The organism is Nonomuraea sp. NPDC003754 (assembly GCF_053605785.1).
Window position 1 is genome coordinate 18347 of the sequence record NZ_JBSGJX010000009.1, and the last position, 13882, is coordinate 32228.

The 13882-nt window shown below is 73.0% G+C and carries 15 protein-coding genes; 5 read left to right on the plus strand and 10 right to left on the minus strand.

Annotated elements, in window-relative coordinates; all coding sequences use genetic code 11:
- The 4 genes from ACWEVS_RS13740 to ACWEVS_RS13755 all read left to right on the plus strand — a co-directional run bounded on the left by ACWEVS_RS13740 (position 1) and on the right by ACWEVS_RS13755 (position 2846).
- The gene (locus ACWEVS_RS13740; RefSeq protein ID WP_354912204.1) at positions 1-741 is read left to right on the plus strand and encodes an IclR family transcriptional regulator; all 741 of its coding nucleotides are present in this window, start codon (positions 1-3) and stop codon (positions 739-741) included.
- Positions 742-820: 79 nt separating this feature from the next.
- Positions 821-1972, plus strand: a complete 1152-nt coding sequence (locus ACWEVS_RS13745) for a 4-hydroxybenzoate 3-monooxygenase (protein ID WP_452551685.1) — start codon at positions 821-823, stop codon at positions 1970-1972.
- Positions 1969-2442 (plus strand): helix-turn-helix transcriptional regulator, encoded by a 474-nt coding sequence (locus ACWEVS_RS13750; protein ID WP_452416596.1) that lies wholly within the window; start codon positions 1969-1971, stop codon positions 2440-2442. Before ACWEVS_RS13745 ends, ACWEVS_RS13750 begins: the two co-directional genes overlap by 4 nt.
- The gene (locus ACWEVS_RS13755; protein ID WP_354912213.1) at positions 2439-2846 is read left to right on the plus strand and encodes a VOC family protein; all 408 of its coding nucleotides are present in this window, start codon (positions 2439-2441) and stop codon (positions 2844-2846) included. Before ACWEVS_RS13750 ends, ACWEVS_RS13755 begins: the two co-directional genes overlap by 4 nt.
- Before the next feature lie 105 nt (positions 2847-2951).
- Here ACWEVS_RS13755 and ACWEVS_RS13760 read toward each other — a convergent pair whose 3' ends face one another.
- From ACWEVS_RS13760 to ACWEVS_RS13795, 8 genes are read right to left on the minus strand one after another with little or no spacing between them, the layout of a single operon-like run.
- Complete coding sequence (locus tag ACWEVS_RS13760; protein WP_452551687.1) at positions 2952-3845, minus strand: TIGR03564 family F420-dependent LLM class oxidoreductase; 894 nt, start codon at positions 3843-3845, stop codon at positions 2952-2954.
- Positions 3846-3890: 45 nt separating this feature from the next.
- Positions 3891-4769 carry an ABC transporter substrate-binding protein gene (locus tag ACWEVS_RS13765; protein ID WP_452551689.1) on the minus strand — a complete coding sequence of 293 codons (879 nt, stop codon included), beginning with the start codon at positions 4767-4769 and terminating at the stop codon, positions 3891-3893.
- A complete protein-coding gene (locus ACWEVS_RS13770; protein WP_449926281.1) occupies positions 4769-5869 on the minus strand; it encodes an LLM class flavin-dependent oxidoreductase in 1101 nt (366 codons plus the stop codon). Before ACWEVS_RS13770 ends, ACWEVS_RS13765 begins: the two co-directional genes overlap by 1 nt.
- A complete protein-coding gene (locus ACWEVS_RS13775) occupies positions 5859-6689 on the minus strand; it encodes an LLM class flavin-dependent oxidoreductase (RefSeq protein WP_452551691.1) in 831 nt (276 codons plus the stop codon). The genes ACWEVS_RS13770 and ACWEVS_RS13775 overlap by 11 nt, the downstream gene beginning before the upstream one ends.
- Positions 6689-7678 carry an ABC transporter substrate-binding protein gene (locus ACWEVS_RS13780; protein ID WP_452551693.1) on the minus strand — a complete coding sequence of 330 codons (990 nt, stop codon included), beginning with the start codon at positions 7676-7678 and terminating at the stop codon, positions 6689-6691. The genes ACWEVS_RS13775 and ACWEVS_RS13780 overlap by 1 nt, the downstream gene beginning before the upstream one ends.
- A complete protein-coding gene (locus ACWEVS_RS13785) occupies positions 7675-8364 on the minus strand; it encodes an ABC transporter ATP-binding protein (RefSeq protein WP_452551695.1) in 690 nt (229 codons plus the stop codon). Before ACWEVS_RS13785 ends, ACWEVS_RS13780 begins: the two co-directional genes overlap by 4 nt.
- The gene (locus tag ACWEVS_RS13790; protein ID WP_452551697.1) at positions 8352-9176 is read right to left on the minus strand and encodes an ABC transporter permease; all 825 of its coding nucleotides are present in this window, start codon (positions 9174-9176) and stop codon (positions 8352-8354) included. The genes ACWEVS_RS13785 and ACWEVS_RS13790 overlap by 13 nt, the downstream gene beginning before the upstream one ends.
- Positions 9173-10162 carry an ABC transporter substrate-binding protein gene (locus ACWEVS_RS13795; protein ID WP_452551699.1) on the minus strand — a complete coding sequence of 330 codons (990 nt, stop codon included), beginning with the start codon at positions 10160-10162 and terminating at the stop codon, positions 9173-9175. Before ACWEVS_RS13795 ends, ACWEVS_RS13790 begins: the two co-directional genes overlap by 4 nt.
- Before the next feature lie 59 nt (positions 10163-10221).
- On the opposite strand from ACWEVS_RS13795, the gene pgm reads away from it, so the two are divergent.
- Entirely contained in the window at positions 10222-11829 is a 1608-nt protein-coding gene (gene pgm, locus ACWEVS_RS13800; protein ID WP_449926265.1) for a phosphoglucomutase (alpha-D-glucose-1,6-bisphosphate-dependent), read from the plus strand.
- A gap of 112 nt (positions 11830-11941) precedes the next feature.
- Here the strand turns inward: pgm and ACWEVS_RS13805 are convergent, their stop codons facing one another.
- A complete protein-coding gene (locus tag ACWEVS_RS13805; protein WP_449926262.1) occupies positions 11942-12646 on the minus strand; it encodes a DUF2786 domain-containing protein in 705 nt (234 codons plus the stop codon).
- Complete coding sequence (locus ACWEVS_RS13810; protein WP_354912244.1) at positions 12643-13878, minus strand: hypothetical protein; 1236 nt, start codon at positions 13876-13878, stop codon at positions 12643-12645. Before ACWEVS_RS13810 ends, ACWEVS_RS13805 begins: the two co-directional genes overlap by 4 nt.
- Positions 13879-13882: the final 4 nt, after the last annotated feature.

Sequence of the window (13882 nt, forward strand, 5' to 3'; positions counted from 1 at the left end):
ATGCCGCCCGTTAGCGTCGCCGGAAAAGTGATGGCGATCCTCGACGCCTTCGCCCACGGCGACGTACGGCTGACGCTGACCGAGATCTGCCGGAGGGCGGGCCTGCCGCTGACCACCGGGCACCGGCTGGTGGGCGAGCTGGCCAGGGGCGGCTTCGTCGAGCGGCTGCCCGACGGCGCCTACCGGGTGGGCATCAGGCTGTGGCGGATCGGCGCCCAGGCGGCGGCCGCGGCCGACCTGCGGGAGCTGGCGCTGCCGTACATGGAGGACCTGTACGAGATCACGCACGCCAACGTGCAGCTGGCCGTGCGGCGCGGGCTGAAGGCGCTGTATCTCGAACGGCTGCGCGGCCCCGCCTCGGTCCCGACCGTCAGCAGGGTCGGCGGCGAGCTGCCGCTGCACGCCACGGGGGTGGGCAGGGTGCTGCTGGCGTTCGCGCCCGACCAGGTGACCGAGGCGGTCGTCGCCGCCGGCCTGCCCGCGCTGACCAGGCACACGGTGACCGATCCCGACCGGCTGCGCGCCGCCCTGGCCGAGGTGCGCAGGATCGGCGTGGCGGTGACGCGCGAGGAGATGACCCTGGGCACCTGCTCGGTGGCTGCTCCGGTGCGCGGGGCGGACGGTGAGGTGGTCGCGGCCCTGTCGATCGTCACCCGGCCGCGCGCCGACCTGCGCGCGGTCGTGCCCACGCTGGTCACCAGCGCCAAGGCGCTGTCGCGCGACGTCAGCGGCCACTACTGACACGGGCGCCGGCGAGGGAGGTTCCGCTGACCGGAAGAGCGGCGGACGAGCACGGGGGGCCGACCATGAGGATCAGGGCATGCGTACCCAGGTAGCGATCATCGGAGCGGGGCCGGCGGGACTGGTGCTGTCCCGCCTGCTCGAACGGCGCGGCATCGACGCGGTGGTGCTCGAGAGCCGCGACCGCGCCTACTGCGAGCACCGGCAGCGGGCCGGGATGCTGGAGCAGAGCACGGTCGACGTGCTGCGGGCCTCGGGGGCGGGTGCCCGGCTGGATCGCGAGGGGCTCACCCACCACGGGCTGGAGCTGCGCTTCGACGGGGCCGGGCACCGGATCCCGCTGAGCGAGCTGACCGGGGGCAAGGCGGTCACGATCTACGCGCAGACCGAGATCGTGAAGGATCTCATCGCGCTGTCGCCCGAGGGCCGGATCAGGTTCGAGGCGGAGGTCGTGGCGGTCGATCCGGCCACGCCGCGCGTCACCTACCGCGAGAACGGCGTGCTCAAGACCCTCGATTGCGACCTGATCGCCGGGTGCGACGGCTTCCACGGGGTCTCGCGCGCTGCCGTGCCTGACGCGCGGGTGTTCGAGCGTGACTACCCGTTCGCCTGGCTGGGCGTGCTGGCCGACGTCGCGCCCTCGACCGAGGAGCTCATCTACTGCCACCACGAGCGCGGCTTCGCCCTGCACAGCCTGCGCTCGCCCCAGGTCAGCCGCCTCTACCTCCAGGTCGCCCCCGACGAGCAGGTGGCCGCCTGGCCGGACGAGCGCGTCTGGAGCGAGCTGCGCACCAGGTTCGCCACCCGTGACGGCTGGACGCTCAAGGACGGCCCGATCAGGGAGAAGGCGATCACGCCGATGCGCAGCTTCGTCACCGAGCCGATGCGGCACGACAAGCTCTTCCTGGCCGGTGACGCCGCGCACATCGTGCCGCCGACCGGCGCCAAGGGGCTCAACCTGGCGGTGTCCGACGTGACGGCGCTGGCCGCGGCGATCGCCGCCCGCTACGAGGAGGGCTCCACCGCGCTGCTCGACGGCTACTCCGCCTCCAGGCTCAGGGGCGTGTGGCGGGCCGAGCACTTCTCGTACTGGATGACCACGCTCCTGCACACCGACCACTCGGCCGACGCCTTCGCCCGGCGGCTGCAGCTGTCGCACCTGGAGTACGTGGTCTCCTCCAGGGCGGCGGCCACCACGCTGGCGGAGAACTACGTAGGCTTCCCCCCATGACGGCCCCTGACCTGCTGCCGCATCTGCGGCGCGCGCGTGATCTGGCCGACCGACGCTACGCCGAGCCGCTCGACCTCGACGCGCTGGCCGGCGCCGCGGGCTGCTCCCGCTTCCACTTCGCCCGCTCCTTCAAGCAGGCGTACGGCGAGACGCCGGCACGCTACCTGACCTCGCGGCGCATCGAACGGGCCAAGGACCTGCTGCGCGCCACCAACCTCGACGTCACCGAGATCTGCGTCCTGGTCGGCTTCTCCAGCCTCGGCTCGTTCAGCTCCCGGTTCACCGCCATGGTCGGCCGCTCGCCGAGCGCCTTCAGGGAGGAGTCCGTACGGCAGGGCGGCCCTCCCCCGATCCCCGGCTGCTTCGTGCTGATGTGCACCCGCCCGCCGTTCGAGCAATCTGGGAGAAGCGGCCCCGGCGGGACCTCCCCTAGCGTCGGACGAGACCGCCTAGGAGGAGGAACATCATGATCAACGGGCTCTCCCACACCTGTGTCTACGTGCTCGACCAGGACGAGGCGAAGGCCTTCTACACCGAGAAGCTGGGGCTGGTGGTCCGCGAGGACATCACGCTCGGCGACTACCGCTGGCTGACGGTGGGGCCGAAGGACCGGCAGGACATCACGATCGTCCTGTCGGCGATCGGCGCGCCGCACTTCGACGAGGAGACAGCGGCCCAGCTGCGGTCCGTGATCGCCAAGGGGGCGATGGGGCCGGGCGTCTTGACCACCGACGACTGCCACAAGACCTTCGAGGAGTTGTCGGCCAAGGGGGTCGAGTTCGTTCAGGAGCCGGCCGACCGGCCCTACGGGATCGAGGCTCTCTTCCGCGACAACTCGGGCAACTGGTTCAGCCTGACCCAGCGCAGGCGCTGACCCCAGGCCCGCCTCCCCGGCGAGGTCGCCGAGCCGGGGTCCCGGCCGTGTCGTGGCGGCCGAAGCGGGCCCTGGTCGCCGGGCCGTGCCCGCCAGACCGGCCGGTCAGCGGAGGCTCTTGAGGAGTTCCCTGGTGCGCTCGCGCGCGGAGAACTCGGCGGCCACGAAGTCGGTGACCCCGATCCGGCCGAGCGCCTCGATCTGGGCGCGCACCTCGGCCTCGTCCCCGACGATCGCCACGTCGCCGGGTCCCGCCGCGCCCTCCCTGTCGAGCATCGCCCGGTAGGAGGGCAGCCGGCCGTACACCGAGAAGACCTCGGCGGCACGGGTCCTGGCCGTGGCGGGGTCGTCGGTGACGCAGACCGGCAGCGCGCACACCACGCGGGGCGCGGGCCTGCCGGCGCGCTCGGCGGCCCGCGTGATGGCGGGCACGACGTGCTCCTCGACCGTCCTGGGGCCGGTCATCCAGAGCACGGTGCCGTCGGTCATGGAGCCGGCCAGCTCCAGCATGCGGGGCGCGAGCGCGGCGATCAGCACCGGCAGGCCCGTGCCGGCGGCGCCGAGCCGGATGTTCGCCCGCAGCGTCTCGCCGTTGACCTGGGCCTTCTCGCCGCGCGTCAGCGGCAGCAGGATGTCCAGGTACTCCTTCATGTGCCGGGCGGGCCGCTCGTAGCTGTAGCCGAACATGTCCTCGATGACGATCCTGTGCGACAGGCCGATGCCGAGCGCGAGCCTGCCGCCGAGGGCGGCGTTGGCCGTCAGCGCCTGCTGGGCCAGCGCCGCCGGGTGGCGCGGGTAGGTCGGCACGACCGCGGTGCCGAGCTCGATGCCGGGCACCTGGCTGCCCGCCACGGCCAGCGCGGTGATCGCGTCGAGCCCGAAGATGTTGGACATCCAGGCGGAGGCGAACCCGTCGTCCGCGGCTCGGGCCATCGACTCCCGCAGCTCGGCGATGGGGTCCTGGCCCTGGGGCTCGTTGAGGAACAGTCCGACTCGCATCGCAACCGAACTCCATTCTGTTCTGGATGCGGCGAGTCTAACCCGCTAGATGTCGATCACCGCGTCGGCCACGCGGATCCGCCTGTCGATGAGGCCCGCGGCGTGGAACAGGTCGGCGGCGCGCTGCTGCTCGGCGACGAACTCGGGCGTGACCTTCTCCGCCCCGAACGGCCGCCTGCGCAGCGCGTTCTCCCAGTCGTCGACGCTGCCGCCGTCGTCGGCCGCGAACAGTTCGGCGGCGGCGCGGTGGTTGCGGGTGATCCAGTCGTCGGACTCCTGGAGCGCGGCGACGATGGCCTTCACCGCGTCCGGGCGCTCGGTGGCGAAGTCACGGCGGGTGAACCAGAGCGAGCGGTGGCTGAACAGGCCGTCGGTCCGCACGAGCGTCCTGGTCCGGTCCTCGACCCGGCTGAGCGCCGGGTAGGAGCCGACCCAGGCGTCCACCTCGCCGTCGAGCAGCAGCCGGGCGGCGTCGACGCCCGCGTCGACGGGGACGATGTCGCTCCAGGCCAGGCCGGCCTCGTCCAGGGCGAACAGCAGCAGCGTCGTCTGCCACGAGCCGTGCCCGAGCGCCACCTTCCTGCCCTTGAGGTCGGCGACTGAGGCGATGCCGGAGTCGGCCCTGGTCACCAGGCGGCCGTTCTCGTGCCGCGAGCCCGAGATGCCCACGTAGACGATGTCGTGCCCCTTGGCCTGGGCGGTGACCGGCGGCGTCGAGCCGGTGCCGATGAAGTCGTAGCCGCCGTCGAAGAGGTGGTCGCCGTGCAGGGAGGGCAGCCCCTCGGCCGGCGAGGGGCGCTCCCCGGCGGGCAGGTCGCGCAGGTCCACCCACTCGACCTCGGGCAGGGTCCGCTCCAGGACGCCGCGGTGACGCAGCACCCAGAGGGAGTTGTTGGAAGGGAAGTAGCCGACACGGACGGTCATCAGGAGATTCCTTTCACGAGGGGGAGCACGTTCTCGCCGACGCGGTAGGCCTCTTCCAGGTGAGGCACGCCGGCCAGGATGAAGGCGCCGACGCCGAGCGCGATCAGCTCGTCGAGCCGCGCGGCGACCTGCGCGTAGCTGCCGACCAGGCCGAAGGCGGGCCCGCCGCGCAGCAGGTGGAAGCCGCCCCACACGTTGGGCGTGACCTCCAGGTCCCGGTGGCCGGTGACCGGGCCGGTGACGAACGACTGGCTGCGCTGCCAGCCGATCGAGTCGCCGGTGGCACCGCGCAGCACCGAGGGGTCGATGTTGTCCCAGCCCTGCTCGATCTCCGCCCACGCCTCCCGCTCGCTCTCGCGGGCCAGCACGTCGATCCGCACGGCGAACTTCGGCGGGGTGGGGCTGCGCTCGCGCACCCGGGCGAACTTCTCCTCCAGGGCGTGGAACGGCTCCAGCCACGACAGGTAGTAGTCGGCGTGCCGTCCCGCGGCCTCGATGGCCGCCGGCGAGGAGCCGGAGAAGTAGATCTCGGGGAACGGCTGGCCCCGCAGCGGTTCGGGCAGCCGCGCACCTTCGACGCGGTAGAACCGCCCGTCGAAGGAGTACGGGGCGCCGCCCCACACGCCGCGCAGGACGTCGAGGAACTCCGAGGTGCGCGCGTAGCGGTCGTCGTGGCCGACCTTGTCGCCCCACCACAGCTGGTCGGGCCCGCCGCCACCGGAGATCACGTTGTAGACGACCCGGCCGCCGGTGGCCCGCTGCAGCGTCGCGGTCATCCGCGCCGCCTGCACCGGGTGCAGGAACCCCGGCTGAAAAGCGATCATGAACCGGTAGGTGGAGGTCTCGCGGCCCAGGCTCGCGGCCGTCGCCCACGGATCGTCGGTGTTGGGGAAGGACGGCAGCAGCCCGCCTGCGAAGCCCGCCCCCTCGCCGGCCCGCGCCACGTCGGCCATGTGCTCGAGGTAGCTGTAGTCGTCACGCACCCCGGGAGCGAGGTTGCCGGGCGCGAGCGGCGCCCAGTCTCCCCTGGAGGGCGTGCGGCGGCGCAGCGAGGGCTGGTCGCCGTGGGTGCCGATGCGCCAGTAGATGTCAACCGGCATGGACGTCCTCCCTGGCCAGCAGCGGCAGCAGGTGCTCGCCCAGACGGTAGGTCTCCTCCAGGTACGGCGTGGCCTCCAGGTAGAAGACCTCGACGCCCTGGTCGATGTAGTCCCGCAGCCGGCGGGCGATGCTCTCGTAGGAGCCGGCGAGGCCGTCGAAGCCGTCGCGCGCGGCCTCCTTCTCGGTCTCCCTCGCGTGGACGGCCAGGCGCAGGCCGTAGGCGAGGCCCGGCAGCTCGGCGGTGAGGGACAGGTCGTCGCCGTGGTCGAAGACGTGGACGTCGGCGTGCCGCAGCGACAGGGCCAGTGCCTCGGGCGAGGTGCCCGACAGGTGGACGCGCGGGAAGGCCCGCCCCGACAGCGGCGCCGCGAAGCCGCCGGACAGCACCTGGTAGTAGCGGCCCTCATGGGTGTAGTCGCGCTGGTGCCAGACGCCCTTGGCGATGGTCAGGAACTCCTCGGCGCGGGCGTAGCGGTCGGCGCCCTTGGTGAAGTCGCCGTGCGCCCTGGCCACGGCCGGGTCGAGGTCGACGTCGATGCGCCAGTCGAGCCTGTCACCGGAGAATCGCTGCAGGGAGGCGGCGACCTTGGCGGCGTAGACGGGGGTGGCGATGCCGGGGTGGAAGCCGGCCAGCAGCCGCAGGTACCTGGTCTGTCTGAGCAGCCCCGCGGCGATGACCAGCGACTCCTCCCCCTCGGGGTCGAAGGGCGCGTAGGCGCCGGTGTAGCCGGCCAGCTCGGCCGCCCTGCCCACCTGCAGCAGGTGGTCGCCGCCGCGCCGCTGGCCCTTGCTGGGCAGCGTGATGAAGAACTCGGCCATCACGCACCCGCCAGGATCTCGCGCGCCGCGGCCAGCGGCTCGTGGGCGGCCCAGGCGTCGATGTCGACGTCGGCGGCCAGGAACCCGTGCAGGCGCAGGAAGTCCTTCTGCACGCCCAGCAGGTCCAGGCGCTCCGGCGACAGGTCGGGGTGCAGCGTGGTGTGGAAGTCGTCGCGGTAGGCGGTGGTCACGCCGCGCGGGCCCGACCGGGTCTCCCTGCCGAGGATGGCGCGCACCTCCTCCAGGCTGGTGGCCGCCCACTCGGCGGCGCGCAGCGTCTGCACCAGGAACCCGGTGACGACCTCGGGGCGCTCGGCCAGCAGGTCCTCGTGCACGGTGATGGGCCTGGGCGTGCCGTTGTTGACGCGGGTGCGCGGATCGGGGTGGGCGTCCAGGTCCACGGCCACGACCGCGCCGATCCCGGCAGCCTGCTCGGCGGCGCGGGCGCCCTTGACGTACACCGCGTCCACCTCGCCCCTGGCCAGCTCCTCGATGCCCGGCCATGACCACGGGCCGGCCCCCGCCCCGCGCCCGACGCCGGGCCCGGCGATCTCCACGTCCACGAACGTCACGTCGTCGAGCGTCAGACCCGCCTGCGACAGCGCGCCCTTGGCGCCGTGCAGCGCCATCGCGCGGGGGAAGCTCTCGGCCCTGGTGGCGGCCCACGCAGGCAGCGCGAAGCGGGCGCCGCGCAGGCCGGCCGCGTCCTCGATCCCCGACCCGGGCCGGACCAGGATCGACTGCCACTCCTCGATCCAGGTCAGGCCGATCAGCCGGGTGCGGGCGCCCTCCGCGCGGGCGGCCAGCGCGGGAACGTTCCCGCCCTCGCGGAACAGGCCGAGCAGGTCGTGGTCGAAGTGGTGCCTGGCGATCTCGGGCGGGGCGTCCTGCAGGATGCCGATCTCGCCGAGCTCCTGCTCCAGCCAGCCCAGGTTGTGCGCCAGGCCGGAGGCCGTCGGCACCGGGCAGCGGGTGTACCAGATCTTCATGCGTGCACTCCAAGGTGGGAGAGGAACAGGCCGCGATGGGCGAGGAAGCGGGGGTCGTCGCGCTCTCGCGGGTGGGGCAGGTCGATGCGGCGGTCGACGGCCAGCTCGCCGTCGCGCAGGACGGCGACGCGGTCGGCCAGCCGTACCGCCTCGTCCACGTCGTGGGTGACCAGCACGACGGCGGGCCGGTGGCGGGCGCACAGCTCGGCGACGAGGTCCTGCATCTGCAGCCGGGTGAGCGCGTCGAGGGCGGCGAACGGCTCGTCGAGCAGGAGCAGCTCCGGCTCCCTGACCAGGGCTCTGGCCAGGGCGACCCGCTGGGCCTCCCCACCGGACAGGGTGGCGGGCCACGCGTCGGCGTGCCCGGCCAGGCCCACCTCCGCCAGCGCCGCCAGTCCCGCCTCGCGGGCCGAGCGCGGCAGCCCCAGCGTGACGTTGGCCAGCACCCTGCGCGCCTGCACCAGCCTGGGCTCCTGGTAGACCGTCGTACGGCGGCGCGGCGCCAGCACCGTGCCCGCGTCGGGCCGCTCCAGCCCCGCCAGGACGCGCAGGAGCGTCGTCTTGCCCGTGCCGCTCGGGCCGAGCAGGGCGAAGAACTCCCCGCGCGCGAGCTCCAGGCTGACGTCCTTCAGGACGGTCCTGCCGCCGAAGAACTTGCCTAGCTCCTTGACGATCACCGCCGCCACGGCATGCTCACCCTCTCGACGCCGCGGACGGCCAGGTCGATGGCCAGCCCGAGCACCGCGTAGATCACCACGCAGAGGATCATGTAGTCGTTGCGGTAGTACTGCTGGGAGAGCGTGACGAGGTAGCCGATGCCCTCGGTGGCGCCGATCTGCTCGGCCGCGATGAGGCCGGTGAGCGCGACCGACAGCGACACGCGCAGGGCCATGAGGATGTTCGGCAGGGCGGTCGGGACGACCACGCCGAGGGCCAGCGCCGGCCCCTTCAGGCCGAAGCCCCTGGCCGCCTCGACCAGCTTGCGGTCGACGCCGCGCACGCCGAGGTAGGTGTAGGCGTACATGGGGCCGGCCGCCGCCACGGCGATGAGGACGACCTTGAACGTCTCCTCCACCCCGAACCAGGAGATGAACAGCGGCACCAGCGCGAGGAAGGGCACGGCGCGCTTCATCTGCATGGTGGGGTCGACCAGCTCCTCGCCGAGCGCGGACAGTCCCGCGACCACGCCGAGGAGCAGGCCGAGCCCGCCGCCGAGCAGGACCCCGAGACCTGCTCGGTGGGCCGAGGCGAGCAGGTAGTCGCCCAGCTGGCCGGTTCCCGCCAGCTCGCCGAGCGCGCCGGCGACCTGCTCGGGAGCCGCCAGCACGTCGGAGGGGATGGCGCCGCCGGCCGAGCCGTACCACCAGGCGGCCAGCAGGAGCAGCGGCACCGACCCCCTGACGGCCGCGCTGAGGGCAGGCGGGCGCCGCCTCGTGCCGAGGAAGCGCGGCTCCTCCAGCGCCGCGACCGGTTCGGCGCCGGTCAGCGTGGTCGTCATCGGCTCGCCTTCCGCTCGAAGATGACGTCGGCCGGGTTCGGCGCGGCGGGCAGCACGCCGTACTTGTGGAAGACGGCCGCCACGTCCTTGACGTAGGCGCCGTCGGCGGCGGTGGCCGGGCGCGGAGGGAGGGCGTACCTGGCCTTGGCCAGCTCCTCCTGCAGGCGCGCGCCGGACAGGGCGGTGGGGCCCTGGGTGAGGAAGACGTTCTGGAACCTCTCCGGCTCCGTCTGGGCCTGTGTGGTCAGCTCGCGCAGCACGTCGAGATAGACCCGCACCGCCTCGGGGTGCCGCTGGAGCAGCTCCACCCGCGCGGCCTGGATGGACAGGTCCCGGTCGGGCAGGTCATCGCTGTGCACCAGCACCTTGGCGCCCTTGGCCACGACCTCCGGGTAGGCGCGCACGATCGCCCACCAGGCGTCGACCTTGCCGGTGGCGAAGGCGGAGGCGGCCTGGTCGGGGTTGAGGTAGACGCGGGTCACCTGCTCGGGGCGCAGGCCCGCCCGCTCCAGCGCGAGCAGCAGCAGGTACTCCCCCCGCCCGCCCTTGTTGACCGCGACCTTCCTGCCGGCGAGCTCCTTGACGTCCCTGACCGGGCTGCCGGCGGGCACCACGAGGCCGTCCGTCTTCGGCGCGGCGGGGTCGGTGACCCGGTCGGTGATCGAGAAGATCTTGATGTCCTTGCCGTTGGCGAGGTAGCCGAGGGCGGGTGAGATCGCGCCTTCCAGGACGTTGACCGAGCCGGAGCGGACGGCGTCGACGGTGGCGGTGAAGGAGGCGTAGGTGCCGCCCCACTCGACCGTGGCGCCGACGGCGGCCAGGCGCTTCTCCAGGATCCCGTGCTTCTTGGCGTAGGCCAGCGGGCCGGCGTTGCCCGGGTCCTTCAGCTTGAGCACGGCTCCCTCCTGCGCTTTCGCGGCGGGGGAGGCACAGGCGGACACGGCGAGGAGCGTCGCGACCGCGAGGCTCGCCAGACGAGGACTCATATTCCCTATAATTCAGGTAGGTTTAGTCTGCGTCAAGCCCGGTCTGTAGGGTGGATCTCATGACGCATGAGCGCGCCGGACAGCCCGCCCGGCCATCCGACCTGGTCGACGTGGCCCGCCTGGTGACCGCGTACTACACGCTGCACCCCGACCCCGCCGAGGTGTCGCAGCGCGTGGCGTTCGGCACCTCGGGTCACCGGGGCTCGTCCCTCGACACCGCCTTCAACGAGGACCACATCCTGGCGACCAGCCAGGCGATCGTGGAGTACCGTGCCGCGCAGGGCATCACCGGGCCGCTGTTCCTCGGCGCCGACACCCACGCGCTGTCGGAGCCGGCCAAGGTCTCGGCGCTGGAGGTGTTCGCCGCCAACGACGTGACCGTGCTCGTCGACAGCCGCGACGGCTACACGCCCACCCCCGCCGTCTCCCACGCGATCCTGACCCATCCAGGTTCCGACGGCGTCGTGGTCACCCCGTCGCACAACCCGCCGCGCGACGGCGGGTTCAAGTACAACCCGCCGAACGGCGGGCCGGCCGACACCGACGCCACCTCCTGGATCCAGGACCGCGCCAACGCGCTCATCGCGGGCGGCCTGAAGGAGGTACGGCGGGTGCCGTACTCCCCCGCGCTCGGCGAGCGCTACGACTTCCTCGGCGCCTACGTCGACGACCTGCCCAGCGTGATCGACATCGACGCGATCAGGTCGGCCGGCGTGCGCATCGGCGCCGACCCGCTCGGCGGGGCGAGCGTGGCCTACTGGGGCGAGATCGCCGCCAGGCACGGCCTCGACCTCACGGTCGTCAACCCGCTCACCGACCCGACGTGGCGGTTCATGACGCTCGACTGGGACGGCAAGATCCGCATGGACTGCTCCTCCCCTCACGCCATGGCGTCGCTGATCGCCAACCGCTCCACCTACGACATCGCCACGGGCAACGACGCCGACGCCGACCGGCACGGCGTCGTCACCCCCGACGCCGGCCTGCTCAACCCCAACCACTACCTGGCCGTGGCCATCTCCTACCTGTACGGTCACCGTCCCTCATGGCCGGGCGACGCGGGCGTCGGCAAGACCCTCGTCAGCAGCAGCATGATCGACAGGGTGGCGGCGTCCGTCGGGCGCAAGCTGTACGAGGTGCCCGTCGGGTTCAAGTGGTTCGTCGCCGGGCTGCTGGACGGCTCGCTCGGGTTCGGCGGCGAGGAGAGCGCCGGGGCCTCGTTCCTGCGGCGCGACGGCTCGCCGTGGAGCACCGACAAGGACGGGATCATCCTGGCGCTGCTGGCCTCGGAGATCCTCGCGGTGACCGGGTCGTCGCCGAGCGAGCACTACTCCTCGCTGACGTCGCGGTTCGGCTCGCCCGCCTACGCGCGGGTGGACGCCCCGGCCACCCGCGAGGAGAAGGCGGTGCTGGCCAAGCTGTCGGCGTCGCAGATCACCGCCGGCACGCTGGCCGGCGAGCCGATCACCGGGGTGCTGACCAACGCGCCGGGCAACGGGGCACCGCTGGGCGGGGTGAAGGTGACCACCGAGAACGCCTGGTTCGCGGCCAGGCCCTCGGGCACCGAGGACGTCTACAAGATCTACGCGGAGTCGTTCAAGGGGCCCGAGCACCTGGCCCGGGTGCAGGAGGAGGCCCGCGCGGTCGTCTCGGCCGCGCTCGGCTGACCGCCGGCCGCGTCGGCGCGCCGGACGGCCCACCCGCCCGGCGCCTCACGCCGGCTCCGGTCACCGGTCACCGGTCCACCGCGTCGCGCCGACTCCCATCACCGGTCACCGGTCACCGGTCCAGCGGGACCGCCGGCTCCGGCCGTACGGCGGTGCGGGCCAGGTCGGCGCGGCGCCCCGCGGCCACCCCGTCGCGGTAGCCGGTGCCGCTCATCCGCGGCACGCTGCGCCTGATGCGCGGGTACACCTCCGCCACCGCCCGCTCCACCTCGGCCCTTCGATCGGCCAGCACCAGCTCGGTGCCCGGCGCGCCGGACGCGGCCGCCCGCGACTCGGCCGCCACCAGCAGCCGGTACACCTCGTCGGTGAACCCCAGCATCCACGAGCGCCGGTAGGCCCGCACCCGGTCGGCCGGCACCGGCACCCTGGCCAGCCCCGAGGCCATCTGCAGCAGCAACGAGGTGGCCAGCAGGTCGGCCCGCTCCAGGTCCGACGCGAACCCGAACACGTGCACCCGCTGCCCGCCGTCCCCCTTGCCGATCAGCACCGGACGGCAGCGCACCGCCTCCGACACCAGGTACACCAGCCTGGCCTTCTCCCGCGCCCACGGATCGCCGAGCGTGACGACCCGGCCGGCGGGCACGCCGCGGGCGGACGAGGGCGCCGACGGCGCCGCCCGCTCGATGCCGTACTTGGCCATCAACGCCGTCGCCGCGGCCATGAACGTCTCGCGCTCGTGCTCGTTGTCGGTGCCCTCGGCCTTGGCCAGCAGCTTCCGCACCCGGTCGAGGGTGCGGCTCATCGCGGGTTCGCTCACCCGGCGAGGATACGGTCCTCCTGCGCGATGACGGGGAAGGTGCCGGTGTCCACGATGCCGTGCTCGTGGTAGAGGGCCTCGATCAGCGCGTGCGCCTGCGGTTCGAGCTTCCACAGCGCCCGGTACTCCCTGGCGGTCGCCAGCGAGATGCCGATCTCCTGGGCGATGTCGACCGTGCGCGGCACGATCCGCTTGGCGATCTGCCGGTCCCAGTACTCGCGGGCGGCCCGCATCAGGGCGGCGCGCTGGGCGGTGTCCATGACCTGCGGGGTGGTGTCGAGGACCGCGACGTCCTCGTCCTCGTCCTCGACCAGGCGGGCCAGCGCCGGGGGCAGCGCGGGCCTGGCGGGCACCGGCTGGTGGTCGGTCTCGGCGGCCCACGGCACGCGGGGGTCGGCGTCGATGAGCTTGGCGGTGTTGTAGAGGGCGGCGATCTGCTGCAGCAGCGCCTCCTGGCGGGCCGGGTCGACGGCCAGCCCGGTGTGCTCGACCGCCTGGTCCATCGCCCGGTCGAGGCGGGCCATCGCCACGCGCAGCTTGCGCTCGGAGGCGCCCTGCTCGCGCAGGCTGCGGGCCTTCTTGGCGGCCAGCGCGACGCGGGTGAGCCTGCGGTGGGCGTCGACCTCGCTGGCCGTACGGTCGGACACCTCGGCCAGCCCCATGCGCACCAGCACCCGCTCCGGCGTGAAGCGCCAGTTGATGCGGCCGGTGCCGCGGATGCGGTGCCGTTCGATGGCCATGCCGCGCTCCCACAGCCACGCGGCCACCAGCGGCGCGGCCAGGCGGAAGACCGCCTCGGCCAGGCTGCGCGCGTCCATGCTGGACAGCACCGCGGTCAGGCAGGTCAGCGCCCACACGGCGATGCCGTCGATGCCCGCCGAGAAGTTCTCCCTCATGTTGCGCCGGGCGCGCACGGCCGAGGTGACGATCGCCACCTCGATGAAGGCGAACAGCAGCAGCCTGAGCGGCCCGTCGAGGCCGAGCACGTCGCCGGAGAAGCGCCACATGCCCTGGGCGGACACGCCCGTGGCGATGGAGGCGGCGACGACGGTGAGGATGTCCTCGATCGGGCGGGGAGCTATCACCTGAAGGTAGAAGCGCGCCCCCACCCGGAGGACGACGCGAAGGGCCAGGAAGGCGAGCGCCAGGGCGATCAGGGCCAGCAGGCAGACCAGCGCCGCGCTGACCGGGTGCTCCGACGCGAAAGTGGCGGCTTGCTCGATGAGAGGCATCAGT